Genomic DNA, 25,270 nt, shown 5'->3' with positions numbered 1-25,270 from the left:
TCTTACATCCACCTCCAGCCTGCGGGATATTCATTCTTGAGCACACCGTCCTGCCACTTCCCCCAGCCTGCACTATAACCATCTATGCAGACCAGTACGTATCCTTTTTGGGTAGTTCCTATTTTAATAGAGAGACGTTCTTGACTAATCAACAATGTCTCTCCTTTAAGATAGGAAATAGCCTCATTACTCGTACTGGAAAGTGAGACACTTCGGCAGCTCTCTTCAGGGTGTAACGCGGTAGCCATTGGATGTCCTGGGATAAATCTGCCGTTACGGACATGTCCTACATACCATCCTGGACGAATCGCCTTTAATCCATTTAATCTTTCCTTAGGTAGTGGGGAGATGTACAGATGATCACCGAAGAAAATCGGATACCCTTTTGGCTCCCAGCCAAGCTGGTCTTTTATAAAATCTCCATATGCAGCCAAGGCTTGCTCTTCTCCTGAACCTTGACGGCCACGTTCAGCGCCAGCAGCAGATTTATTAGAGAACTTACCTTCTTTCCCTCGTCTGGCTTCTGGTTTGTTTGCGGATTTAATATGAGCAGTGCCTTTTTTATTCGTATTCCGTGTAACTGCACTCAACTTAACTTCGGCTTGATCACGTTCCTCTGCAGATACCTTTGGCCCCACATGCTGCAGCACAGCCATGAAATGTCCTTCACCTTTTACTTTATGCGGCCATAGTCTTGCTGTCCCTGATAGTTCTCCAAAACCAGGAGCAAATGAGCCAGTGCCTCCAACTGTAATCACCGAAAACTGTGGATGTTCAGAAATAAACTCCGCTATAATTTCTTCATTTTCTTCTGTAGCAAATGTACAGGTTGAATAGACAAGTGTGCCTCCCGGTGCCAACGCTATTGCAGCAGAACGTAAAATATCCCGCTGCATGGCAGCATATTTGGCAGGTGTACCTGAATCCCACTGCTTCACCATGTCTTCATCTTTACGGAACATCCCTTCACCTGAGCAAGGAGCATCAATCAAGATTTTGTCAAAATAAAGCGGGAATGCCGCTGCAATATGATCTGGACTTTCGTTTAGTACGATACCGTTGCGCACCCCATATAGCTCTAGATTTTTGGCTAAGGCTTTCGTGCGTTCTGGATGAAGATCATTGGTAACCAACAAGCCTTCTCCTGAGAGCTTGGCAGAAATCTGTGTGGATTTGCCCCCAGGTGCAGCGCATAAATCAAGGACACGATCTCCTGGCTGTACATCAAGCAGTTCCACAGGTGCCATAGCGCTTGGCTCTTGAATGTAATACAATCCCGCGTGATAATGTGGATGTTTACCTGGTCTGGCCCCATCCTCTGTATAGAATCCGGTTGGACACCACGGAATGGGTTCCAGCTCTAAAGTGGAAAGAGCTTGCAATTTCTCCACTGAAATTTTCAAGGTATTAACACGAACGCCTCCGTTAGGGGTCTCCTTGTACGAATCCGCAAATTGATTATAATCCGTTCCCAGCAAGTCCATCATACGCTCGCTGAAAGAACTGGGCAGTTGTGCCGCCATGATGCCGTCCTCCTGATAGTACTGCTAAAATTTAGGTGTTTAAAGATTCAAGGAACACCCTTACGGGTGTCCCTTTGGCAATACTCATTTATAGAGGATCATTATTTACGATGAGAAGAGGTCGGTCTTTGAGGACCTCGTCGTTGAGGATTATTCGGTGTGATCACCTCAGCCGCAGAGTTCACTTCATCCGCTAGACCTTGATCAATGATTTCTATAGTCAGATCATAATAAGAAAATGGCTGCTGCTCACACGACTCCATGCGGCGAACATAATCCTTCACTTCCACCACTAGCTTAGCCAAATTAATGCCGAGTGTCACTGCTGAATATTCTTCCAGCTTGGCAGCAGCCCCGCTTAGCATAATCGTTGCACCACGCATATTATTATTGCGGCAATGGTACAACCCAACAGCTACTTGGAGAAGTGCTTTGTACAATGGGTCGCGTTGCTTGGCAAGCCATAGCTCTTCGAGCACCTCGTGACATTCGAAATAATCCCGGTCACGATTAAAGTACACTAGATACGCCAAGTACAACGGATCATAAGCCATCCGGCAAACTATCCTTTTTAGCTGCGGAGAGAAGTCCCCGTACATGATCCAGAAGCTCCTTCATCGCTTCCATGTCCTGAGCCTGCCATATTTCGTTAAATCGAGCCTGAGTATCTATAGCCTCATTCACCAAATGATAGAAATACAATTGATGAATAGATTTGAGAATTTGAGTCGTCATATTCGAGTTTTCCTCGAAGGTCTTTTGTGCTTCCAGGATTTCATCACGAATACTGGACATTTCGCTGTCCAAGATGGAGGCTGCTTCAGCTGCGGTTTTCAGGCGCACTCGCATTTCATCCGGTAAGCTTTCCCGATATTTATAATTCAGAGAGTGCTCTATGGTTGCCCAGAAATTCATAGCTAGTGTACGAATTTGGATCTCTGCGAGCACTATTTTTTGTCCCAGAGCTGTCTGCACAGGATATTTAATAATCATATGAAAGCTGCGATACCCGCTCTCTTTATAATTGGTGATGTAATCCTTCTCATACAGGACTTCAAGATCCTTACGAGCCCGGATATATTCGGCCACTCTGCGGATATCCTCCACGAACTGGCACATAATCCGGATCCCGGCTATATCTTCAATGCCTGTCTCCAGATCCTCCATCTTCACATTCAGGCGCTTAGCCTTCTCCAAAATGCTTGACAGCCGCTTTACACGACCAGTTACGAATTCAATCGGCGTGTATTCCTCTCTTTTCTTCAACTCCGAACGCATTGTTTTGAATTTAACTTTCAATTCTTCCACAGTCTGTTCATATGGAAGCAAAAAAGTTCCCCAGTCCCTGCCGTCCATCGCCTTCGTCCTCCTGTCCTTTCGACTCCTTCAATCAGTGATGATCAGCACCCACTGCTTCAGAGATATGACTGAATCCGTCCCGCCGTAAGAGCTGCCGTAATCCGGCATGCAGCCTGCGGTTAACCTCCGGTCCTTCGTAGATGAGTGCTGTATAAATTTCGACCAGACTTGCGCCTGCTCTTATCTTGTCATACGCATCCTGACTGGTGAATATGCCCCCTGAACCTATGATCGGCATCTTCCCTTCAGTCTGGCGATAAATCCTACGAATGATTTCCGTTGACCGGTCACGAAGTGGCTTACCGCTTAATCCACCTGTCTCATTAGCCTTTTCATGACTAAGTCCATCCCGGTTCAATGTAGTATTCGTAGCAATAATACCATCCATACCAGCTTCTGTCAGTGATTGAACCATATACTCCAATTCAGAATCACTTACATCTGGAGCAATCTTAACCAACAAGCTCTTATTCATGCCTGTGGCTTTACGCTGAATCTCCATTTCTTCCTTTACTTGTGCTAGCAGGAACGCTAATTCGCTGCCATGCTGGAGACTGCGCAGCCCCGGTGTATTTGGTGAGCTGATATTGATCACAAAAAAATCACCGTACGGATAAAGCGTACGGATACACTGACGATAATCTTCATGAGCCGCTTCATTACTAGTTATTTTATTCCGTCCAATATTTACTGCTATTGGAACTCTGCGATTTTTTAATTTTTTTAGACGCTCTGCCATAGCGTCAGCCCCTTCGTTATTGAAGCCCATACGATTGATCAGAGCTTCATCAGAGGGAAGACGGAACAAACGCGGGCTATCATTTCCCGGTTGACCCTTAGGGGTAACCGTCCCCACTTCCATAAATCCGAATCCGATCGAAGAGAATCCAGAAACAGCCTCGGCATTCTTATCCAAGCCTGCTGCCAGTCCAACTGGAGTCGGAAAATGTATGCCAAACAGATCAACTGCTAAATCTGCCGTTTCAGGAACGCCATACATTAAACGCAATGCCGCGCTTCCCCCTGGAACTGACGATGATTTATCCAATCCACCTATGACGAGATGGTGAGCCTTCTCAGGGTCCAGCTTAAAGAAAATTGGTTTACCAAAATTACGATACAACACCGTTCTCGCTCCTTAAGGGGTACTTCACTAATCCACGTGTCTACCCGATTCTGTAGGTTTCTTCTTAATTTTAGCCTTTTCTTGAACAAAAGAAAAGCATTTTACCCTGTAAGTGTGCAGAGAGCTTAACCCAAAGTATAGTAATTTTCTTGTAAACGCATTACAATATAGGGGTAATCAGCGATTAAGAGAGAAAGAAGGTATGCTGGATGTCAACTAAACGTAAACCACCAACTTTGCAGCAAAAGAAAGAAGAAGTTAATCGTAAAGCGCTAATGTGGATCGGCGTAAGTTTAACTTTACTAATTCTTCTCATCATCGTTCTGTTTATAGTTGCCGGGAACTAATTCAGCCAGTGGTATACTTTGTGGGGGTTGGTCTGATCATATGGAGCAGCAGGGTTGAAGCGTTTCGCCGGCAGCAGCTGCTTGTCAGGCAGAACCCCTTTACTAATCACCACTTTTGTTCCTTTTGGAATCATAGCGAATAGTTCTTCCACATCTTCTCGACTCATCCGAATACAGCCAAGGGATTCATCCTTGCCGACACTTTCTGGCTCATTGGTGCCATGAATAGCATAATTACTATCTGAAAGTTGTAGTCCGCGGCTTCCGAACTCCCCATTATCATGACCGTTTGGATTGACCACTTTATCTGTAATGATGAAATTGCCTTCCGGAGTCTTGTCTCCCCCAAGCCCTACCTCATAATTTCGTAGAATAACAGAGCCGCTGACTACTGCCAAGCGGTGTTTTTGTTTATCCACAATCACTCTAAGCGGCTGGTCAAAAAAAGGAACGCCCTTTCCACTACTTCCACTCTCGCTTAACGCCGTCGGTATGCCCATTCCCGCCTCAGCAGTTGAGCTTGGAGGCTCACCCGCAACTTCCGGTGTACCCAGTGCCTTAGCAGTTGCTATTTCCTTAAGAGATTTGAACTCACGTTTCATAACTGGTGTCGTCCCGCCAATCCAATTTTCCGGAAAAGGTCTGGTCAATTCCGCCAGAGAAGCCGGAAGCTTGCCTTTATGATTCTGATAAGACCTCATTGCACTCCATAATGTAGCTAGCTCCTCTTGATCCCCCTGCCACTTAGCTGCATCCACCGCAAGTTCCCCTTGCTCTGGCGGTTCGCATGCACATGCCGCTGGATCATAGGATTGGTATACCAACCGTCCGTTCCCATTCTTCTGCAGTGTGGAATTAAGCGGAAGCTTCTCTTTCCACAGCAGCCACTTCCCTTCCCGCTCCATGCCCAAAATAGCAGCTTGAAACGGTTCCTCGCGCATTAGCATAGTTGCCATCAGCTTCCCTGACGAAGCCGAAGCTCCACTCTCTTGCGCTGTATACATCATTTTTCGTGCCTCTAGAACGGGTTCCTTCTTAACATCTTTTTGGTCAAGCGGATCTTTGACTTCAGAAGCAACCGTGTCTTGGACCATTTCCTGATCTTCCGCAATATCTAGACCCGGAGCCACAGCCGATGGCACCATAACCAGTAATAGAAGCATCAGCCCAAGCATAATGTAGCGGAATCTTTGCTGCCTTCGGTCCCGCTGGCGGCTTGCCTGAAGCAGCCCTTCCTCATATTCCCGTAGCGTTTCCGCAGGCACCTTACTATGCTCGAAAGCTTCATATACTTCTCCAGCCTGATTGAAGCAATAGTTAGCTTTCCCCTGTTGACCGTTCTTATAGTATTCCTTACCCAGCAAGTACCATGCCATCTTATTGTCTGGATGCATCTGTACATATGCTTTGAGGTGCTGAGAATTTTTCATCGGAACCTCCGAAATTTTATAATTCCTTCCTACATTAATATCGGTCAGACATCGCAAAAAAGACATCCCTAGCTGAACAAAAGTTCGCGAGAGATGTCTTTATGTTGTGCTAGAAGTTACAAAATCCCGGCTAATTAGCCCTCTTTGTTAAAAGGCTCATCCGCAATTTTAATAGAGTCGGTTGGGCATCCATCACAAGAATCCTGGAGATCATCAAACAAATCATCCGGAATCGCTGTGATGCCGTGGTTTCCGTCATTTTCATAAATAACTTCTGCCAAACCTTCGTCATCGTAATCAAAAATATCAGGAGCCGTTGCGCCACATGCACCGCAAGCGATACAAGTGTCTTTTTCGACCCAAGTGTACTTAGCCATTTTATCTCTGCCTCCCGTTGAACAATACAGCGCTGTTGTACCAGCGTCTTATATTTTCTCATATTAATATAAAAAGAATACAATTTCAATCGATTTTCAATACGTTTGCATTTCTGACGCATTCTACGGCATCTATTTTGACATGTCGTAGAATGATCTTGTTACTCTTTATCAGACTCGACAGATAGAAGATTATCCTTTTGCAACGAAGTGCCACGTTCTTTATGATTGCGGAGCCTTGCAGAGTGAGAATCGCTTAACATCCCGGCGGTCAACACTGCATTTTCACCGAATTTATTACGTAGCATGTCCATAGTCTTGTTAAGAGACTCTTTCTTAGGCTGACGTTCGTAATCGAACAAATCAAGCTGAATGGCAGAATCCTCTTTAGCAATCAAGCCCTGCAGGGTCACACCCAGCAGCCGCACAGGCTTCGCCCCATTCCAATGACGAACATATAGATCGCAGACGGACTTGTAGATATCCTCCCCACTCTCCGAAGGAGCCTCTAGCTGACGCGAACGGGTTATGGTCTTCATATCGGGTGTCCGAATGGTCAGCTGCACCCCTGAAGCAACAAGTCCTTGCTTACGCAAGCGCCGGGCTACCTGATCACTTAAATTCAACAAAATCGGTCGTACCTCAGCAAGACCTATGACATCCCGCGGCAATGTTGTGGTGTGTCCAATCGACTTACTCTGCTCCCGCTCAGGATTAACGATCCCATGATCAATACCGTTGCCAGCACGCTTTAGCCATGAGCCCATAACTCCGAAATTCTCAACCAGCATATTTTCATCAGCCGCTGCTAATTGACCAATACTGTAAATGCCCAGTTTGCGGAGCTTTTCTGCTGTTTTTCCACCAATGCCGAACATTTCGTTACAAGGCTTGTCCCATAAAATCTTAGGCACATCCCGCAGCCGCAGCACTGAAATACCGTTTGGCTTTTTTAAATCGGAAGCCATCTTCGCAAGCAGCTTATTGGGAGCGATCCCCACTGAGCATGGCAAGCCCAATTCTTCCATTATACGGCGCTGAATCGTCTCCGCTATTTCCATGGGTGTACCGAATTGTCTGGAGCCAGTTATATCAAGGTAACATTCATCGATGGACACTGCTTCCAGTAACGGAGTATAGCTATATGCAATCTGCATAAAAGCATTAGAATATTTGCGGTATAAATGGAAGTCCGGTTTAATAACGATAAGCGATGGACAAATACGAAGCGCCTTCTGAACCTGCATTCCCGTCGAAATCCCCATTCTGCGGGCGACGTAGGAACAAGTCACTATGATCCCTTTCCGCAATTCAACACTACCCGCAACCGCAGTAGCTTTGCCTCTATATTGGTCAGGGTCCTCTGCCTCATGCACAGAGCAGTAAAAAGCATTCATATCAACATGCAGGATAACCCTGCCACTCGTTGGATAATACTGATCAACATTCTGCACAATATCTACCTTCTTATCCTCAGGTTTTCTATTGTCCAATTTAGAATAACTCTCCGCTGCGGTTAGGTCAACTTAAGAGGCTGTAAAGTTCTTTGTTACATTCCCGCGTAAAAATGCTATAATATATAAATTCATTTCCCTATAAGGAGGACTCTCATGTCTAAGTCCATCTCCATCTTCGATACTACATTACGCGACGGCACCCAAGGTGAAGGCATCAGTCTGTCGGCTGACGACAAGCTGAAGATTGCCAAGAAACTCGATGATCTGGGTGTGCACTATATTGAAGGTGGCATCCCGGGAAGCAACAATAAAGACATTGAATTTTTCAAAAGAGTCAAGGAGCTTCATCTGAACGCCAAAATTACAGCGTTCGGCAGCACTCGGCGGAAGAATTCCTTGGCCGAAAACGATGACAATTTAAAACGTATGATTGACGCAGGGGTTCCTGCTGCTACACTCGTCGGAAAATCTTGGGATTTTCATGTACACACTGCATTACAGACTACGCTTGAGGAGAATCTCGCCATGATCGGCGACTCCATATCCTACTTGAAACGCCAAGGCCTTGAAGTGATTTTTGATGCCGAGCATTTCTTCGACGGATACAAGAATAATCCTGAATATGCAGCAGCTGTTCTGTCCAAAGCCCGGGAAGCCGGAGCAGATTGGCTTGTAATGTGCGATACCAACGGTGGGACCTTACCTTACGAAATTCATGAGATTGTTACCGCTCTAAATCAACAATTGCCCGGAGCCAATCTCGGAATTCACACTCACAATGACTGTGAGCTAGCGGTTGCCAATGCACTTAGCGCCATCGGAGCTGGAGCACGGCAAGTACAAGGTACCATTAATGGTTACGGTGAACGGTGTGGCAACGCCAACCTATGTTCTATTATTCCTACACTACAGATCAAAATGGGTTATCACTGTATTCCAGGCGATTCATTGTCACAGCTTACCAACACTGCCCGCTACATTAGTGAAGTTGCCAATGTTAATCTGCCCGTAAATCAGCCTTATGTCGGAAATGCAGCTTTCGCACACAAAGGTGGAATCCATGTCTCCGCCATCATGCGTGATTCACGGACCTATGAGCATATCTCTCCTGAGCTTGTCGGGAACAAGCAGCGGGTGCTGGTCTCCGAACTTGCTGGACAGAGCAATGTACTCTCCAAAGCGCAGGATATGGGTTTAAATCTGGATCCAAGCAGCGAGCAGGCTCGCCGAGTGATCGAGAAAATCAAAACGATGGAACATCAAGGCTATCAGTTTGAAGGTGCCGATGCCTCACTGGAGCTACTCCTTCGGGAAGCTACTGGCGAGATGAATGAAACCTTTACCTTTGAATCCTTCAAGATGTTAGTTGAGAAAACCGCAGAACACCCAGTAGTATCTGAAGCGTTCGTGAAGCTGAAAGTTGGCAGTGAGAATCTTTATACCGCTGCTGAAGGTAACGGTCCAGTCAACGCACTCGATAACGCGCTTCGTAAAGCATTACAGACCTATTTCCCACAATTAAAGGAAATGCATCTATCCGACTATAAAGTCCGTGTAATAGATGAACAGGATCAGACTGCAGCGAAGGTAAGGGTATTGATTGAATCCAAGAACTTCACAGACACCTGGAGTACGGTTGGTGTCTCCAGTAACGTAATTGAAGCCAGCTGGGAGGCACTTGTTGACAGTATGCGCTACGCGCTTCTCAATGAGCTCTCTTTGGAGAATGAGAAGACGACCAGCAGTGAACCTAGAGGCCTGGTCAATCATTAATTGATCACTTATAGAATTTTGTAAGACAAAAAAGAAGCTTCCCATAAGTAGAATTCTACTTTTAGGGCAGCTTCTTTTTATTAAATAGGCTGTGTATCGGACTATTGCTTTAGCCCATAGACTTTGGGTGGTGGGCGGTGAGCAATGGGCAGTGTGCGGTGCGGGATGCGCGGGGGCGAGTGCAGGGTGCGGGTGCGGTAGAGTAATTAGGGAAAAACTCCCTGAAAATAGCCGATATTCGCTATAAATGAACAGAACCAGGGAATTCCTCCCTAAAAATCAGGGTGATTTCATTATTTTCCACCAAAACAGCTAGATCAGAGGGATATTTTCCCTAATTATTCGTTGAATGACCCGAGATCTCGAAATAATAGGGAAAAACTCCCCAATTGTACAATGAGGCTTCCTTCGGGGTTCCAGCTATTTCTGTTCCACTGTATAGTGAAATTAATGCTTGGAGTCAACTAAAGCAAATCGTGGCTGACCAAAAACGCAGATCAGCGATCCTCCAAAAAGAAGAATCGCTGATCTGTAGACTTTTGCTGTTTGGAGAAAAAAGCAGATCTGTCTCCACATGGGACAGCCTGCTTCATGATTCGGTAAGCTTGATTATTTTCTCCTCCAACTCTTCAGGGCTAAGAATACCTAGAATAATCTCAGAGATCACTCCATTCTTATCAATGAGCACATTGGTGGGAAAAACAGCTCCATTATATTTGCTGTACACCTCATCTTTTACATCAAACATAACCGGAAACACAAGACCGTATTTCTTGATAAAACGTTCAGCATTGGGTTTATAATCCTGACTGCTCACATTAATACCGTAGATATCTAGAACATCCTTATACTTAGTGGCCATGGTATTAAGTTCAGGAGCTTCCTGCTGGCAGGGATCACACCATGAAGCCCAGAAATTAAGGATTACCGCTTTATCTCTGGGGCCATCAACAACATAGGTAGTCCCATCTGTTCCCTGAAGTGAAAACGAAGGTGCACGCAGTCCAGCCTTAGGTCCGCTCTTCATCGGCAGCTCATTTTGTTGCGCAAGCACAGCTTCTGCTTTTGGCTCACGATTATGCCACACCGCAAACACAGCAACACATACAACTATGAGTAATACTGTTATATTTAATTTATTACTTGCTTTCATAGTCATCTGTTCCTTTACGATTGGAATAGTTTTCTACTATTGTACCCTCAATAGGTTAAATTTCAAACCATCCATTTTTTACACAATAATATATACTTTTATAATAAAAAAGAGGGTTTCGTCTGCGACGAAACCCTAATGAAGAGAGAGGGGTGAACAAATGGCAGCATTCCAGGGAAATGTCCAGCCTATTAGACTGAAATATTCCGTACAGCAAGCACTGGGGAAGCACCTGCTGTCCTGTTATCCGCATGAAGCATGCGGAGTCCTGCTGGGTGCTGCCGCAGCGGGTGGCATGCTCATAGATACTTACGTACCCTTGCGCAACGTAGCGCCAGACCCGCTGCACACCTTTACTCCCCACCCTGAAGAGTGGATTGATGTTCTTTACAACGAACCGACAATCATCGGCCTATTTCATTCCCACCCACATTCAGCACCTATCCCTTCAGTTGCCGATTATAAAGGATTAACAGCACTAGGACCTGAGTTTGCGCTTTATCTTATAGGTTCTCCCAACACCAAAGATAGCGGCAATCCCATTCTGAACGGATTTTATATTGAGCGTTTGCCTGATAACCGCGGCGGAAATTTGTTCCGCGGTTTATCTCAAGCCCCGCTTCACGTTCTACTTAAATAAGCATAAAGATCACCCAAGGTATCCACTTGGCCGCGCTCCGAAATTTCCCGCAGGTAGATCACCCACAGCTGTGCTGTCATCTTTGCGTCTTCCAAGGCATGATGACGGCCATGAATCGGAATTTCATGCACATATAGCAGCTCATCCAGCGAATAATTACTTCGCTGTGGCTCAAGCCATCGCGCTAACATCATCGTGTCCAGCACACGGTGTGTTAGCTGAACTTTAGAGGTTTTCCATAAAGCAGCATTAAGAAAAGCCTTATCATGTGAGCTTGCATGTGCCACCAGCACATTTTGACCTACAAAGGACATAAAATTATGAAGGCCATCCATTAAGGAGGGAGCGGATTGTGTCATTTCTTCCGTAATCCCAGTCAGCCTCGTAATATCCTCCGGAATAGCCGTCTGACAGTTCACCAGTGTATAAAAGCATTCCTCTTCTTTGATCTGCTCTCCAACAACCTTGACGGCTCCGAAAGACATAATCTCATCCCCATGCTGATGGGAAAAGCCTGTAGTCTCTAGATCAAAGATCACTGTCTCTAATTCAGACAATGGGGTATGCAGCACCTCAGGCCGCCGCTTCTCTCGCATCAAAGATCGAATAAAGGCCATTTGCTGCGCAGTCTGTTGCGCAGTTTCCCCACCTCTCATCGAAGCAATTGCCGAGGGCATTCCACCTTGTCTTAGATTACTCCAGAATCCTCCGCTTTTGTTCGGCTCCCTCATGACCGCCACCTTTCCGCTGAGCGGAGCTGACGCTGCAGCGCCCGATGAAGGCGTCTGACAAGCAGCAGGCTTTCACGCAGCTCAGACAGCAGCTGCTTATTCTTCAATTCACTCTCAGCTACATAATCACTGCTGATTAACAATCCATCCTGAACACTATATGGCGTGTTCACTCGCAACCGCATTGCTAATAAGAAAGCTCTGCGAATATCCTCTAAATGTTGATATTTCCCAAGCCTATCAAGCGCTTCAATCCGCTTTAATGTCGAGCCAGCTCTAATGCCATGTAGTAATGACAACCGTCTAACAATGTTCACTAACGGAATATAGACCCCATACTTAACATCAAATCCGCCTGCATAATCACCAAACCGTTCTGTTAACACCTGTCCCAGTAAATTCAAAGTCGCTTTGTGGCGTACTGTATTGCGAAGAACAGCATTAGACAGCTGCTCATTTTCCGCAAAGCCTTCATAGAAAGCTTCTTGCCACTTCGCTGATAACTTCACGCTTCCTGCCACATGACGCATATCCGAAGAGATAATAAGATACCGGATCGGCTCCCATTCCAACTGAGTTCTCCAGCTATCAAGCTGCTCTATCCATTCAGATAATGTCTTACGCCACATGACTTGGGAGCACATTACCTTCCCCGCACATTTCTCATATCCTACTTCTTCAAGCATATCGGATAACAAAGTTCCGAAAAATTCGAAATAGCGATTTTTTTCCCCATCAGGCTCTCCTTCGACTATCAGGCCATTATCCTGATCGCTCCAAAGCGTTGCCTCCTGCCTCCCACTGCTGCCAAACACAATAAAGGAATAAGCACAGGGAGGCGGGCCATAGCCCGCCTCTTTCATCTGCGCCTCACATATGAGTACTGCGGTTTGGGCAATAAGATCATGCATAGTATTCACACGGAACATCCATTCCTCTATAGGAATAACATTCAACTGTTCGAGAAGTACTTTTTGACAGGCAACACGCCTCTCCCTAAGCTCCTCTGACGAACCGGCCAATACGATGGTCCTAAAGCTTTCTTCATTATACTCATCTGTTAACTCCATCGATGCCACACGGTCCGCCTCCCTGTCCGAGTTGAAATGTTATTGTTTAAGGGTTTTGGATTCCGAATCTGCGATCAATTTCATTTGCTCAGGGTATCCGTAAGTACCATGTTCACTGATATCCAGGCCCATCAATTCTTCTTCTTCTGTAACACGAAGTCCGATAGTTACCTTCATTACATACAAGATGATGAAAGAAAGAACGGCTACGAAAACAAATGTTCCAACCACACCAAGCACTTGAACGCCTAGTTGATGGAAACCACCACCGTAGAACAACCCAGCTTCACCTACCAAGCCGCCTTTAGTGATAAGCTCAGGTACAGCGAACAGACCCGTTGAAACTGCACCCCACATCCCCGCAATACCATGCACCGAGAAAGCATAGATTGGATCATCAAGCCCTGCACGTTCCAGCCATTGGGAAGTCATGAATGTAAAAGCACCGGCTACAAAACCAATAATGATTGCTGCCCATGGATCAACGAAAGCACACGCTCCTGTGATTGCAACCAATGCAGCCAGAACACCATTCAGCATTGCTGGAATATCAGACTTACCAAAGTACAACCAAGAAGCAATCAATGCTGCCAAACCACCTGCTGCTGCTGCGATGTTCGTTGTTAGGGCTACGTGACCGAAGAAACCGCCCATTGGGGACAAAGCACTACCTGGATTGAATCCGAACCAACCAAACCAGAGGATAATAACACCGAGTACAGTAAATACTTGGTTATGACCTGGAATGATCACGGGTTTACCTTCTTTATTAAACTTACCAAGCCGAGGCTTAAGCAATATGGTTGCTACGACTGCTGCCGTTGCACCTGTAAGATGGACAACCGTGGAACCTGCATAATCTTGCATACCCAGCTCAGCCAACCAGCCACCGCCCCATACCCAGTGAGCTACAACTGGATAAATTACGACGGAGAACAAAATTCCGAAAATGATATACACACTTAGCTTCGCACGTTCTGCCATACCACCAGATACGATAGCCAAGGAAACTGCTGCAAAGGCCATTTGGAATAAGAATTTAACATTTAAAGTAACATCAGAAAATGCAAGTGATTCAAAAGAAGCTGCGGTTGAATCTCCTCCGTACAAGAAGCCTGTAGTACCGAAGAAGCCATTGCCGTTACCGAAACCAAGTCCAAAGCCGATAGCCCAGAAGCAAAGACTTGCGATAGCCAGGGTAAGTACTGTCTTACCTGCTACGTGCCCTGCATTCTTCATCCGAACCGAACCCGCTTCGAGCATTGCAAACCCTGCTTGCATAAAGAATACTAAAATGAATGCTAGGAAGGTAAACGCTGTGTCCAATCCGACTTGTAAGTCTACGTTCGTCGGACCGTCCGCTGCAAAAGCACTTACCGGATAAATCATCAGTGTAATCATGGCCAGTAACATCATCAACCATTTCTTTTTCATTTTTACCCCACTCCCCAATGTTATATTTTCTAACAAAGCGTGAAACTCTTAATGTCATTATAATCAGAAGTCAGGTAAATTGACAAGACTATTTTGGGAATGTTTTTATTTTATTTTATTTGAGCACACGAAATTTTCACAGTACTAATGGACTAGAGGTCCTAAAGACCTGATTCTAGCTGCATTTTCATTAAAATAACTACGCGCACAACCTCATATATATTACCTAATACTTGAACGCATCTTTTACCAAAATCACAATATACATAACATTTAATGTTATGTATTGGGGTAACTTATAGTTTTCAACCCCAATCATTCTTCAAATTTGATATCCCTTTAAGTTTGAGTGTATTGTATAGAAACTACAGATCACCGTTCATGAATTAACCCTTCTTTACTGCATATACTTTATGAAAGTATGACGTTTGACTGTATGGTTTCCAGTTTGTTATCATTACAGATAGCATAAGAAACCATCAATTTAGGAGATGACCGCCACTTATGGGCAGTCGTATTCAATTAGTGAGGCGAGATTAAATGGGGATATGATTTTGTATCGAATTGGAGAATTAGCTAAGGCTGCTCACATTAGTGAACGAACTATTGATTATTACACGAAACTGGGATTAATCTCCCCGGAATCTAGAAGCACCAAAAATTATCGGCTATACAGCCATGAAACCTTGGCTGCTTTAGAACGTATTACTCAATTAAAGCATGACAAGTATTCATTGGAAGAAATCAAATCTATGCTAGGCAAATGGAACGAGGCAACACCAGAAACTGACGTCTCTGATAAATTAGTTGAGTTAGAGCAGCAAATGCAGCGGCTAGAACGGGAAGTAAAAGCCCTTGAACCTCTTATTAGTGGTTTGAAGCCAGGACAGGCCAGTCGCGTACTTTCAAATCTGCTCCCTCAGGGATTAGCCTGCATGGAAGCGATCCGGCTATTGCTTACGCAAGGACCGCCAATGTAAATACCATATTTACAATACAGTGGAGGAATGCATCTATGTTTATGTACCTATTAGTAATTATTGCTTTTCTTTTCTCATTGTGGGCACAGTTTAGAGTCAAAGGAACCTTCAGCAAGTGGTCAAAGGTAGCTAATTCGAACGGCCTGACTGGATATGAAGCCGCGAGACGTATGCTCGATGCTAATGGCTTACACGATGTTCCGATTGAACCTGTAAGAGGCACACTCTCAGACCATTATGACCCCATCCACAGAGTTGTACGCTTATCAGAGCCTGTGTATTATGAAAGTTCCATCTCTGCAATTTCTGTCGCTTGTCACGAAGTAGGCCACGCGATTCAGCATAAAGTAAGTTATCCTATGTTGACACTTCGTCACCGGATGTTCCCGGTAGTTAATTTCGCATCAGGCATCGCGCCTTTCATGCTGATGGCAGGTTTCATCTTCGGTTACTTTAATCTTATAGGCTTGGGTATCATTTTCTTCTCAGCAGCTGTTGCATTCCAGCTCGTAACGCTGCCTGTAGAATTCAACGCCAGTAACCGGGCTCGTCAGGTCATGGTAGAACAAGGTTTCATCCGCAACGAAGAAGAACGCGGAGTAGCAAAGGTTCTCAACGCCGCTGCATTAACTTATGTTGCTGCCGCTCTAGTATCCTTGCTTGAATTGCTTCGCTTGATCACCGTCTTTTTAGGCAACCGCGACTAATATCGCATACCTCTAAACAACAAAAACCCCGGAAGGCTAAGAGCCGACCGGGGTATTATTTTGCCTAGCTTTAAAGTAGGAGATTAAAAAAGTCCGAAAGGAACGTGCCACCAGCGGTAATTTACTATCTGTACGGTAGATCAAGCCAACCGTTCTCGTCACCGCAGGCTCCACAACCTTCACCTGGGCTGGTTGGAGAGGATTCGTCTGATAGAACGCCATCTCCGGAAGCAGGCTTACACCCATCCCTGCGGCCACCAAACCACGAATGGTATCGGTCTCTCCGCCTTCAAAAGCAATCTGCGGTTGGAATCCCGCCTGCAAGCAAGCTTGCCAAACGATAGGTCTCAACGAATAGCCTTGGCTGAATAGAACAAACTTCTCTTTTTGCAGCTGTTCCAACCGAATTTCAGATTCTCCTGCCAGCCGGTGATTCTGAGGAAGAATCGCAAACAACTCTTCAGTCATTACAATATCCCCCGAAACATGCTCATCATTCTCCGGAAAAGGCGAAATGAAAGTTAAATCCACTTCTCCAGACAATACGTCTTTTATCAAAGAAGGGTAAGATCCTTGTTTAAAACGAAATTTGACATGAGGATAATACTTACGAAAATCTGCAACGATAGTCGGGATTAGATGTGTGCCAAGGCTATGCGGGAATCCAATCCGAATCTCACCACGCTCGGGATCCAGAAATTCATGCACCTCATTTACTGAATGCTCCAACTCCTTAAGGATACTCTCAACCTTCTTGCAAAAGAGCTGCCCAACAGGGGTAAGCTGCAGATTGCGCCCTTTTTGCATGAATAGATCAACCCCAAGCTCTTGCTCCAGCTGATGAATCTGACGGCTTACCGCAGACTGCGCTACATGAAGCTCTTCTGCCGCTCTTGTTACGTGTTCTTTTTGAGCTACCTTTAAAAAATATTGCAGCTGTCTTAGCTCCACTCCATCATCGCCCCTGTCTTAGGCTTTTTTTGAATATACGAATAATTAGCCCATATACGAAAAAGCCAGAAACCAAACCTCCGAGATGTGCAACCCAATTCACATTCGGTGTAGCAAACGACATAATGATCCCGATCATTAGCAATCCGTATAAAGTCTTACGCGAGCCCTCATCCATCATCGCCCGTTGAATAACGGCAATGTATAAAAATGCACCATAAATGGCGTAGATTGCTCCAGAAGCGCCAACCGAAACCGTACCAACCTCTACAACTGAGCGGGCACTAATCGCAATTGTAAGCAGATTTGCCAGAAAACCACCCGCCACATAGAGCAGCGCATAACGCCACCAGCCCAGCAATCGCTCCAGAGGCGGTGCAAACACCAGGAGAGCGAAGCAATTAAAGAACAGATGGGAAAACCCATTATGTAAAAAAATAGCGGCCAGATAGCGCCACAGTTCCTCTTTGTACGGACTCACATCAACTATAGCACCAAAATCAATAAGCGTTTGAATATTAGTTGATCCTCCGTTAATTACCGTCAGGATAAACATGATCACATTGGCCAATATGAGCAGACAGGTTACCGGATAATACCGGACATAACTTTTCCAATTTTCGTATCGAATAAATATCATAACACCCATCCCTTTACATATATATCTTGTCCGGTTGGACATCTTCCTGCTATTAAGATTATAATTTATTGTGGCAGTAAGAATCCAATATTATAATTCGAGGAGGAAAACAAGGATATGACGCAAGAAAAAACAGGCGTAGCTACTTTTAAAGGCAACCCCATCACTCTCGTAGGACCTAAGCTAACAGCTGGTGATCCTGCACCCGATTTTGTTCTGAGCAAGAATCTTCTAGAAGACGTGTCTCTAAGTGATTATGCCGGTAAAATCAAGCTAATCAGTGTTGTCCCTTCTCTTGATACCGGGGTATGTGACGCACAGACCCGCCGGTTCAACAGTGAAGCCGCAGAGCTTGGTGACGATGTGGTAATTCTCACGGTAAGCACGGACCTGCCGTTTGCCCAAGCTCGCTGGTGCGGTGCTGCCGGCATCGATCGAGTAATTACTCTATCCGACCACAAAGCAACCTCATTTGGACAAGCCTATGGTGTGCTGATTAAAGAATTCCGCTTAGATATGCGCTCCATCTTTGTTCTGGATAAGAACGACAAGATCGTATATGTTGAATATTTGAGTGAAATGACCGAGCACCCTAACTATGAAGATGCTATTGCTGCTGTGAAGAAGCTGCTCTAATTCTTTAATCAGTAGCGGTTATTCCAACAATACTTAATTATCTCTGTTAAAAAAGCGGCAGAAGGTCCATCCTTCTCCCGCTTTTTTTGTAATAGAAAGATTTATCGATAACACACTGAGCAGCTCACCGTTTACGTAAACGCATTCATACTACCCCTAAGCAAGAAGGGTTTGACGGGCCTCTAAAAATCAGTCTGCTTTGTATTTTCCTAATTTTTTGTCCAAAGATGCATACAAGCGTTGAATCACACGGTAATTCGCCCCGAGATCACCAAGTGAACCTCTAGATGCAGAATACATGTCTACACCACAACGAACAGGCGTCGTATTTAGCACCGATACCGTAATGTCCAGCGTACGGCCAAATGCCGTTCTTTTCTCAAGAGTAATCTCACCTACAGACTCCACTTCGTGAAGCACCTTAAATCCAGGAACTTTCTTTAAAGTTGATGAAACTTCTTCCCATGCTTTGTCTTTAGTTAGATTGTAATAACGCGTTTTTAATGTCGGATCTTTGGCGCGGTCGCTTGTTCCATCATGACTGCGGAATAAGCCAACCAAGGTTCTTTTTAACGACAAAATTCTTCCCCCTCTACAAATCCCAAGTTCATTATTCTAAGTGTAACACTCTTGTCTCAGGAACAAAAGGGTATAACTCACTTTCCCTTTATTCCAGACATACAAAAAAGCGCCCGCTCCCATTATTCACGGGAAACAGGGCGCCTTGGCTTAAACAAGAGAAAACCCGCTTATGCCGTCCGGCTACAGTGTCTTCTGAACCTGCTAGAGCAGGTGGGTGATCGCAGAAAACGTTTTTGAATTCCCCAAGTCATATAGACAGGGCGGTTCAGCTGCGCTTCGTGTAGATCTCCCAAGACATTATCATTGGTTCAAAACAACGAGTAACCGTAACGTACATCGCAGGATTTGTTATTATTATATTGCGTTTTAACGAAAAAGTAAACCTGTATGCGCTTTATTTTTACACAGGAATTAATTACCTGGAAATATCCAACGCTTAATCCAGCATTTTGTTAAATGCGTTTGGTGTCCTTTTCATCAATTTCATCCTCGTAGTCATCATCATCGTCATCGTCGTCATATTCATCCGCCCGATTGTTCAATGCTGCTGCTTCTGCTTCTTCCTGCTCTTTCAGTTTCTTCTTTTCTACTTGCAGCTGTAACTTATTATAAGTAGCGTAGAAGTTAAAGAAGGCCGCCATTGCAATCAACGTTGGAATACAAATGAAATACAGAGCCGGATATCTAAGACCGATATAAACAAGAACCGCGGCTGCAATCAATGTAGAGAACACACGAATTGGGCGTGCTATAGTCAGCAATATAGAATTGGTCATCACTTGCTTGAAGCCCATTTGGTAATGAACCACAATGGAAAAGAAGTTAAACATGGATACCGACAAAAGTATCATCAGCACCAACATCAAAATACCAACAATTCTGAAGTTAGGCATTTGTGTCATGTAAACTGTTACATCAACGTACATAACAACGAACATCAATGTATAGATAACTCCTCCGAGCATACTTTTTACATAGTTCTCTTTATACCCCTGAAAAAATGTACGAAAAGTTCCTACATCCGTATTCCCCATTACCCACTTACGTACTACAGTAAATAAAGCGGCTGAAGCTGGAAACACCGTAAAGGGCGCTAGAATCCCCATTGCCCAGTTCAATGTAATTTGCTCGTTCGCTCCACCTGCGCCTGTCCCTAACATAATCATCTTTAAAACACCAAAAAACAAAAACGGGGCGGAACATAGTGCCCATAAGATATTACTTCCTGCGATACGTGAAATCCATTCTGTGACGCGGTATAAGCCGCCCATTGCTCCTTTAAACTCCAATTCCCTTCCTCCTCTGTCTCTTACATACTACATATCTTAACTATACCTCATTTGACCTCCTCATTTCCATAGCCCAACTTTCTGAATTATAGACTATCGTCTATACGTAAAGCCTTTATAGTCCATATATTAGGATTGTAACCATAAGAAATACCAAAATCCCCACATTCTAAAGGAGGTTATCTCATGTCTACACCTGTTGGCTTCGGCGGTTGGACTTCTACAGGCACGATCCTCGTATTGTTTATCTTGCTCGTTATCATCACTCGTACATTCGGATACTAATATCTCACAAAACAAATTCGCGCCCTACTAAGGACACAACAATTCACCAAACATCCTTATATTTCAGCAAAAAGAAGACGAGAACCGCAATGCGGCATCTCGTCTTCTTTGGTATCTGGACGAAGTATTAATTATCGAAATCTTCACGTTTTGCAGGACGAGTGCTCGTGCTGCTTGGACGAGTGTATGGTTTACGCTCTGCGCTGCGGTTTGCACCACCGTCACGAGCTGGTGCGCCATCACGGTTGCCTTTATAGCCACCGCCATAGCCGCCACTGCCGCTACCGTAGTTACTGCCACCGCTGCTATAGCCACCACGACTACCGCCACCGTTATTATCACGGTTACCACGGTATCCGCCACCGCTACCGCTGCCACCGGAAGTACCACGGTTTCCGCCATAACCACCATTAGGTTTACGGCCACTGCGGATATCGTTTTTGCCACCACGACGTTTAGCACGAATTGGATCTTCAGGAGTCAATTCAATTGCAGAATCCTTCTTGTCGCCAGTGAGAAGCTTCATAGCTGCGGACAACAATTGTACGGAATCATATTGCTCAAGCAATTGAATAGAAATTCCTTTGTACTCGTTCAACTCTCCGCTTTCTACCACTTCAAGCAAACGCTCAGCAGTAACGCGTTGTTTACCTTCAATAGCTTCAGCCATTGTTGGCAAAGGTTTACGAGTAATCCGGTGACGAGTAACACGTTCGATCAAATGCAGGTGATCAATTTCGCGTGGAGTAACAAATGACCAAGCCGTACCTTCTTTACCTGCGCGTCCTGTACGACCAATACGGTGTACATAGCTTTCAGGATCTTGTGGCAAGTCAAAGTTAATTACGTGAGTTACGCCGGATACGTCCAGACCACGTGCCGCTACGTCAGTAGCTACCAGCACGTCAATGCTGCCATCACGGAATTTACGCATTACAGCATCACGTTGGTTCTGTGACAAGTCACCATGCAATCCATCAGCAGAATATCCGCGTTTTTGCAAAGCTTCAGCAAGCTCATCAACCCGGCGCTTAGTACGTCCGAATACGATAGCTAATTCAGGTGATTCCATATCAATCAAACGACTAAGAGCTTCAAACTTTTGACGCTCAGGCACTTCCACATAAGCTTGATCAATCAGTGGGGCACTGATTTGTTTCGGAATAACGGAGACATGTTGCGGGTTGTTAAGAAATTGTTGAGCTAGGCGTTGAATGTTTGGTGGCATTGTAGCAGAGAACAACATGGTTTGACGTTCTACAGGAACGAGCTTCAAGATCGTCTGAATATCTTCCATAAAGCCCATATCCAGCATTTCATCTGCTTCATCCAATACAACGGTTTGAACATCATCCAAACGGATCGTTTTACGGTTGATGTGATCGAGCAAACGACCAGGTGTACCAATAATGATTTGTGGTTTCTTTTTCAATCCACGGATTTGACGTCCAATATCCTGTCCGCCATAAATCGCCAACGAGCGAAGACCTTTGAAACGGCTTAGTTTGCCAATTTCTTCTGACACTTGGATGGCCAACTCACGAGTTGGTGCCATAATAAGGGCCAAGATTTTTTCGTCTTCACGGTTAATCTTCGAAATGAGGGGGATACCAAAAGCAGCAGTCTTACCTGTACCAGTCTGAGCTTGACCGATCAGATCCGACCCAGTCAATGCTAATGGGATCGACTGTTCCTGTATCGGTGTTGCCTCCTCAAATCCTAACTCTGTGATTGCTTGTAGCACTTTTGGCTCCAAGCCAAATTCTGCGAATGTTTTCAAATTATTCATGCTCCTTCTATACAGTGGACATTCCACATGCTTGTCTGTATTCTTAAGTAGCGGTAAACACATTTATAGGCTGTCCAATCATGCTCTATTTTCTGCATGATATAGCGCTTTTGGGACGAAAAGCCTCCCTAATCATCAGGTACCTTGTTGTACCTGAGCAACTGTAGCTTTACATCCGATGCAATGCAAAAATACCATTGTAACGTTCTACTCAAGAATATCCTATACATTATATCACAAACACATGTGAGAATACCAGTGGGTTCCTTTCTTTTCATTGCTTTCATGTTTTATTTTATTAAATATATATATAAGGGTGGATTTACTTGTTAAGACAGATTTTGAATTGTTTGGTTGTTTTTTTAGGGGCAGCACTGATCGCCAGTGGATTTAATCTATTTTTAATTCCACACCGTTTACTAAGTGGTGGCGTATCTGGGCTTTCCATGTTAGTGGGTTATTTCACTCCATTAAACATAAGCCTCCTATACTTGCTCTTTAATATTCCTCTGCTGGCTGCTGGCTGGTTCCAGTTAGGCCGGAGATTTATTATTATGAGCATGTTGTCCGTTGTGTTTACAACCTGGTTCTTAACGGTGATTCCCGAGCATCTGGTGGCTACAGATATGCTGCTGTCCTCTGTATTTGGCGGAGTTCTCGTTGGGATTGGCTGCGGTATCTCTTTCCGTGCAGGAGGTTCTTCCGGAGGTTTTGACATCTTGGGTTCAATTATCACTAAATACCGTGATTTCCCGGTCGGTAATGTAGTGGTAAGTTTAAATGGACTAGTTATCCTGGCGGCCGCTTATCTTGACCAGAACTGGAATTTAGCACTTTCATCAATGGTATCTATATATGTAACAGGTAAAGTGTTGGATATGATTCATATCAGCCACTTAAAAGTAACTGTATATATTGTAACAAACCGTACAGATGAATTACTGCAACATCTGATAGGCCTTCAACGAGGTGTCACAAAGATTAAAACAGAAGGCGCTTATTCTCACGTTGAAAAGGACATGCTAATGACGGTAACAACCCGCTACGAACTTGCAGAGCTGCAACGTATCATCCGCACGACAGATCCTCAAGCTTTTGTAAATATTGTTGAAACAGTGGGTGTCATGGGCTCCTTCCGGAAAGACAAAATGAGGAAATAAAAATTCCTAGTATTGGAAAATGCACCAAACTCAGAATTATGATATATTATACACACGCAGAACCCTAACAATTTCATAAAGATTGAGATTTACCCCTCTTTTTTCCAAAGCACTTCGTTTTCCGATGAACACTGAATCTATTCAGAACTATCGAAAAAGGAAAGGGTGATTTTTGTGGAAATGGAAACGGTAAAACTGTCAGCAATCGTCATGAGGTGGTATCCTGATATGATGCCGTTTCTCAAACAGGACGAATTAAATTCAGTAATCGTTCTGCGAGACGGGCTAAGTATTCTGGAACCTGCAGATGCCATGGATATTATCCATTACAGCATCTGTGAACATCAGAATTCTGCGTATCTTCAATGAGCAAGCCGCAAGAGAAGTCTTGATAGTTGCCGCCTTGGGTTCGGCCCTGTTGCCGATTTAAGGCGGCATTTACTTTTTTCATACCGTTTCGAATCCATACATCTCGTTTATAAACAACAAAGGCGGTTTTTTATTCCCAATCTGAGCTAATATTGTTACAACACTGTTCTTTTTGGGAGCAACCGTTCCTATATAATTTAGGGGAAAGTACATAAAGGGAGAGAAAAACGAATGAACATCACCTGGGCTCTACTGATGATGGCCTTGGGAAGCGTAGGCGTACAACAGAACCAACATGACGCTGAAGTGGCGATCGCTTTGAAGTCCGCCATGAATCCCCCCATCATTGCACAACAAAACAACAATTCGAATGTAGCAACTCCAGCTCCAAGCGCTTCACCTGAAGCAACAAACTCAGAAAGTATGTTACACACCGATCCACAGCCAGACGCACCCAAAGTAAAAGGCATTTATGTTACCGCCTACAGTGCTGGTGGGGAACGAATGGAAAAGCTGCTTACATTGCTTGACCAAACCGAACTTAACTCAATGGTTATAGACATTAAGGACGATGCGGGTTATATCACGTATAAGACCGATAATGCCGACCTTCAGAAGCTTGGTAACCCTCAGCCTTTTATTGGAGATATCAGCAAGTTAATGGAACGTTTGAAGAAACATGATGTTTATCCTATCGCCCGGATTGTTGTTTTTAAAGATTCCATTCTTGCCAAGAAGAACCCGCAGATGTCTTTTGTTAATTCTGATGGCACTGTATGGAAGAATAAAGGCGGCGACAGCTTTGTTAATCCTTATAATGAAGATGTTTGGAAATACAATGTGGATATCGCCAAGGAAGCTGTCAAGCTCGGCTTCAAAGAAATTCAGTTCGACTATGTTCGTTTTCCGGAAGGATTCGAAAAACGCGCTGAAACCCTTAAATACACTAAAACCAGTGATTCACGCGTAGAAATTGTATCTAATTTTGTTAAATATGCCAAAGCAGAGCTAGCTCCACTTGGTGTCCGTGTGTCCGTAGATATTTTTGGATATGCCGCATCTGCCCCTGCTGAGGGTATCGGCCAAGACTTTGTTAAAATATCCAAGAATGTGGATGTTATCAGTCCAATGGTTTATCCAAGTCACTATTCAACGGGATGGTTTGGCGTGAAAGAGCCCGACTTAGATCCTTACGCTACAATCAAAGGCTCCATGGTTGATACACATAAGAAGCTTGATCCACTGGGCAGCTACAAACCCGTTATTCGGCCTTGGATTCAAGACTTTACAGCAAGCTGGCTCGGAAGTGGTCATTATGTGAAATATGGTAAAAAACAGGTGGAAGATCAAATCCGCGCTTTAAAAGATGAGAATGTGGATGAGTTCCTTCTCTGGAACGCCAATAATCGCTATACAGCCGATGTTGATTACGAAAAACAATGAATACAGCCCTTATTATTTA

26 protein-coding genes and 1 other RNA gene are annotated in these 25,270 nt (G+C 44.6%); 10 read left to right on the top strand and 17 right to left on the bottom strand.

Annotation, left to right across the window (positions count from 1 at the left end):
• Positions 1 to 2: 2 nt before the first annotated feature.
• The 4 genes from MKY54_RS11105 to MKY54_RS11090 all read right to left on the bottom strand — a co-directional run bounded on the left by MKY54_RS11105 (position 3) and on the right by MKY54_RS11090 (position 4,008).
• Positions 3 to 1,523, bottom strand: coding sequence for an RsmB/NOP family class I SAM-dependent RNA methyltransferase (locus MKY54_RS11105; RefSeq protein WP_339172979.1), 1,521 nt, complete (start codon positions 1,521 to 1,523; stop codon positions 3 to 5).
• A 101-nt stretch (positions 1,524 to 1,624) separates the two neighbouring features.
• The gene (locus MKY54_RS11100; protein WP_076130116.1) at positions 1,625 to 2,077 is read right to left on the bottom strand and encodes a DUF309 domain-containing protein; all 453 of its coding nucleotides are present in this window, start codon (positions 2,075 to 2,077) and stop codon (positions 1,625 to 1,627) included.
• Entirely contained in the window at positions 2,067 to 2,879 is an 813-nt protein-coding gene (locus tag MKY54_RS11095) for a GTP pyrophosphokinase family protein (protein ID WP_036689325.1), read from the bottom strand. The genes MKY54_RS11100 and MKY54_RS11095 overlap by 11 nt, the downstream gene beginning before the upstream one ends.
• Before the next feature lie 34 nt (positions 2,880 to 2,913).
• A complete protein-coding gene (locus MKY54_RS11090; protein ID WP_339190462.1) occupies positions 2,914 to 4,008 on the bottom strand; it encodes a quinone-dependent dihydroorotate dehydrogenase in 1,095 nt (364 codons plus the stop codon).
• Positions 4,009 to 4,217: 209 nt separating this feature from the next.
• On the opposite strand from MKY54_RS11090, the gene MKY54_RS11085 reads away from it, so the two are divergent.
• Positions 4,218 to 4,355: a hypothetical protein gene (locus tag MKY54_RS11085; protein ID WP_167348489.1), complete on the top strand. Its 138-nt coding sequence runs from the start codon at positions 4,218 to 4,220 to the stop codon at positions 4,353 to 4,355.
• Here MKY54_RS11085 and MKY54_RS11080 read toward each other — a convergent pair.
• From MKY54_RS11080 to MKY54_RS11070, 3 genes are all read right to left on the bottom strand, one after another.
• Positions 4,352 to 5,785, bottom strand: a complete 1,434-nt coding sequence (locus MKY54_RS11080) for a L,D-transpeptidase (RefSeq protein WP_076130114.1) — start codon at positions 5,783 to 5,785, stop codon at positions 4,352 to 4,354. The genes MKY54_RS11085 and MKY54_RS11080 overlap by 4 nt on opposite strands.
• A gap of 134 nt (positions 5,786 to 5,919) precedes the next feature.
• Entirely contained in the window at positions 5,920 to 6,162 is a 243-nt protein-coding gene (locus MKY54_RS11075; protein ID WP_036689316.1) for a ferredoxin, read from the bottom strand.
• A gap of 161 nt (positions 6,163 to 6,323) precedes the next feature.
• The gene (locus MKY54_RS11070) at positions 6,324 to 7,616 is read right to left on the bottom strand and encodes a DNA polymerase IV (RefSeq protein WP_339191171.1); all 1,293 of its coding nucleotides are present in this window, start codon (positions 7,614 to 7,616) and stop codon (positions 6,324 to 6,326) included.
• Between the two features lie 156 nt (positions 7,617 to 7,772).
• Between MKY54_RS11070 and cimA the strand changes: the two genes are divergently transcribed.
• Positions 7,773 to 9,392, top strand: a complete 1,620-nt coding sequence (gene cimA, locus MKY54_RS11065; RefSeq protein WP_339190461.1) for a citramalate synthase — start codon at positions 7,773 to 7,775, stop codon at positions 9,390 to 9,392.
• 589 nt (positions 9,393 to 9,981) lie between these two features.
• On the opposite strand, the gene MKY54_RS11060 is transcribed toward cimA, so the two are convergent.
• On the bottom strand, positions 9,982 to 10,545 hold the full coding sequence (locus MKY54_RS11060; RefSeq protein ID WP_076220683.1) for a TlpA disulfide reductase family protein: 564 nt from the start codon (positions 10,543 to 10,545) through the stop codon (positions 9,982 to 9,984).
• 160 nt (positions 10,546 to 10,705) lie between these two features.
• Between MKY54_RS11060 and MKY54_RS11055 the strand changes: the two genes are divergently transcribed.
• Positions 10,706 to 11,185, top strand: coding sequence for a M67 family metallopeptidase (locus MKY54_RS11055; RefSeq protein ID WP_339190458.1), 480 nt, complete (start codon positions 10,706 to 10,708; stop codon positions 11,183 to 11,185).
• Here MKY54_RS11055 and MKY54_RS11050 read toward each other — a convergent pair.
• Genes MKY54_RS11050 through MKY54_RS11040 form a run of 3 tightly spaced genes read right to left on the bottom strand, consistent with a single transcriptional unit; the run spans position 11,167 to position 14,420 of the window.
• Positions 11,167 to 11,916, bottom strand: coding sequence for an exonuclease domain-containing protein (locus tag MKY54_RS11050; protein WP_038569828.1), 750 nt, complete (start codon positions 11,914 to 11,916; stop codon positions 11,167 to 11,169). The genes MKY54_RS11055 and MKY54_RS11050 overlap by 19 nt on opposite strands.
• A complete protein-coding gene (locus MKY54_RS11045; RefSeq protein WP_339191168.1) occupies positions 11,913 to 12,986 on the bottom strand; it encodes a DUF294 nucleotidyltransferase-like domain-containing protein in 1,074 nt (357 codons plus the stop codon). The genes MKY54_RS11050 and MKY54_RS11045 overlap by 4 nt, the downstream gene beginning before the upstream one ends.
• Positions 12,987 to 13,025: 39 nt before the next feature.
• On the bottom strand, positions 13,026 to 14,420 hold the full coding sequence (locus MKY54_RS11040; protein WP_036689307.1) for an ammonium transporter: 1,395 nt from the start codon (positions 14,418 to 14,420) through the stop codon (positions 13,026 to 13,028).
• A gap of 548 nt (positions 14,421 to 14,968) precedes the next feature.
• Here MKY54_RS11040 and MKY54_RS11035 point away from each other — a divergent pair.
• Positions 14,969 to 15,400, top strand: a complete 432-nt coding sequence (locus MKY54_RS11035) for a MerR family transcriptional regulator (RefSeq protein ID WP_036689305.1) — start codon at positions 14,969 to 14,971, stop codon at positions 15,398 to 15,400.
• 35 nt (positions 15,401 to 15,435) lie between these two features.
• Positions 15,436 to 16,107, top strand: coding sequence for a zinc metallopeptidase (locus MKY54_RS11030; protein WP_076125126.1), 672 nt, complete (start codon positions 15,436 to 15,438; stop codon positions 16,105 to 16,107).
• 36 nt (positions 16,108 to 16,143) lie between these two features.
• Here MKY54_RS11030 and MKY54_RS11025 read toward each other — a convergent pair whose 3' ends face one another.
• Both MKY54_RS11025 and MKY54_RS11020 read right to left on the bottom strand, forming a co-directional pair.
• Positions 16,144 to 17,058 (bottom strand): LysR family transcriptional regulator, encoded by a 915-nt coding sequence (locus tag MKY54_RS11025; RefSeq protein WP_076125124.1) that lies wholly within the window; start codon positions 17,056 to 17,058, stop codon positions 16,144 to 16,146.
• 4 nt (positions 17,059 to 17,062) lie between these two features.
• The gene (locus MKY54_RS11020) at positions 17,063 to 17,698 is read right to left on the bottom strand and encodes a rhomboid family intramembrane serine protease (RefSeq protein ID WP_076125160.1); all 636 of its coding nucleotides are present in this window, start codon (positions 17,696 to 17,698) and stop codon (positions 17,063 to 17,065) included.
• A 117-nt stretch (positions 17,699 to 17,815) separates the two neighbouring features.
• Here MKY54_RS11020 and tpx point away from each other — a divergent pair, with 117 nt between their 5' ends.
• A complete protein-coding gene (tpx, locus tag MKY54_RS11015; protein ID WP_076125122.1) occupies positions 17,816 to 18,334 on the top strand; it encodes a thiol peroxidase in 519 nt (172 codons plus the stop codon).
• Positions 18,335 to 18,523: 189 nt separating this feature from the next.
• Here tpx and MKY54_RS11010 read toward each other — a convergent pair whose 3' ends face one another.
• From MKY54_RS11010 to MKY54_RS11000, 3 genes are all read right to left on the bottom strand, one after another.
• A complete protein-coding gene (locus MKY54_RS11010) occupies positions 18,524 to 18,913 on the bottom strand; it encodes a DUF1499 domain-containing protein (RefSeq protein ID WP_036689295.1) in 390 nt (129 codons plus the stop codon).
• Positions 18,914 to 19,072: 159 nt separating this feature from the next.
• A non-coding RNA gene (gene ssrS / locus MKY54_RS11005) (6S RNA) lies at positions 19,073 to 19,264 on the bottom strand.
• Between the two features lie 104 nt (positions 19,265 to 19,368).
• On the bottom strand, positions 19,369 to 20,205 hold the full coding sequence (locus MKY54_RS11000) for a DUF624 domain-containing protein (RefSeq protein WP_076125120.1): 837 nt from the start codon (positions 20,203 to 20,205) through the stop codon (positions 19,369 to 19,371).
• 186 nt (positions 20,206 to 20,391) lie between these two features.
• Here MKY54_RS11000 and MKY54_RS10995 point away from each other — a divergent pair, with 186 nt between their 5' ends.
• On the top strand, positions 20,392 to 20,490 hold the full coding sequence (locus MKY54_RS10995; protein ID WP_036689290.1) for a hypothetical protein: 99 nt from the start codon (positions 20,392 to 20,394) through the stop codon (positions 20,488 to 20,490).
• A gap of 127 nt (positions 20,491 to 20,617) precedes the next feature.
• Here the strand turns inward: MKY54_RS10995 and MKY54_RS10990 are convergent, their stop codons facing one another.
• Positions 20,618 to 22,270, bottom strand: coding sequence for a DEAD/DEAH box helicase (locus MKY54_RS10990; protein WP_036689288.1), 1,653 nt, complete (start codon positions 22,268 to 22,270; stop codon positions 20,618 to 20,620).
• 335 nt (positions 22,271 to 22,605) lie between these two features.
• Here MKY54_RS10990 and MKY54_RS10985 point away from each other — a divergent pair, with 335 nt between their 5' ends.
• The 3 genes from MKY54_RS10985 to MKY54_RS10975 all read left to right on the top strand — a co-directional run bounded on the left by MKY54_RS10985 (position 22,606) and on the right by MKY54_RS10975 (position 25,251).
• The gene (locus MKY54_RS10985) at positions 22,606 to 23,439 is read left to right on the top strand and encodes a YitT family protein (RefSeq protein WP_036689285.1); all 834 of its coding nucleotides are present in this window, start codon (positions 22,606 to 22,608) and stop codon (positions 23,437 to 23,439) included.
• Between the two features lie 180 nt (positions 23,440 to 23,619).
• Complete coding sequence (locus tag MKY54_RS10980; RefSeq protein WP_036689649.1) at positions 23,620 to 23,808, top strand: hypothetical protein; 189 nt, start codon at positions 23,620 to 23,622, stop codon at positions 23,806 to 23,808.
• Positions 23,809 to 24,039: 231 nt separating this feature from the next.
• Complete coding sequence (locus MKY54_RS10975; protein WP_076125118.1) at positions 24,040 to 25,251, top strand: putative glycoside hydrolase; 1,212 nt, start codon at positions 24,040 to 24,042, stop codon at positions 25,249 to 25,251.
• The last annotated feature ends 19 nt before the right edge of the window (positions 25,252 to 25,270 follow it).

Origin of the sequence: Paenibacillus sp. FSL P2-0121, assembly GCF_037975345.1 — a bacterium.
Lineage (GTDB): Bacteria > Bacillota > Bacilli > Paenibacillales > Paenibacillaceae > Paenibacillus_AQ > Paenibacillus_AQ odorifer.
The sequence above is the reverse complement of the archived record's forward strand: the minus strand, read 5'-3'. Positions and strand labels throughout refer to the sequence as shown.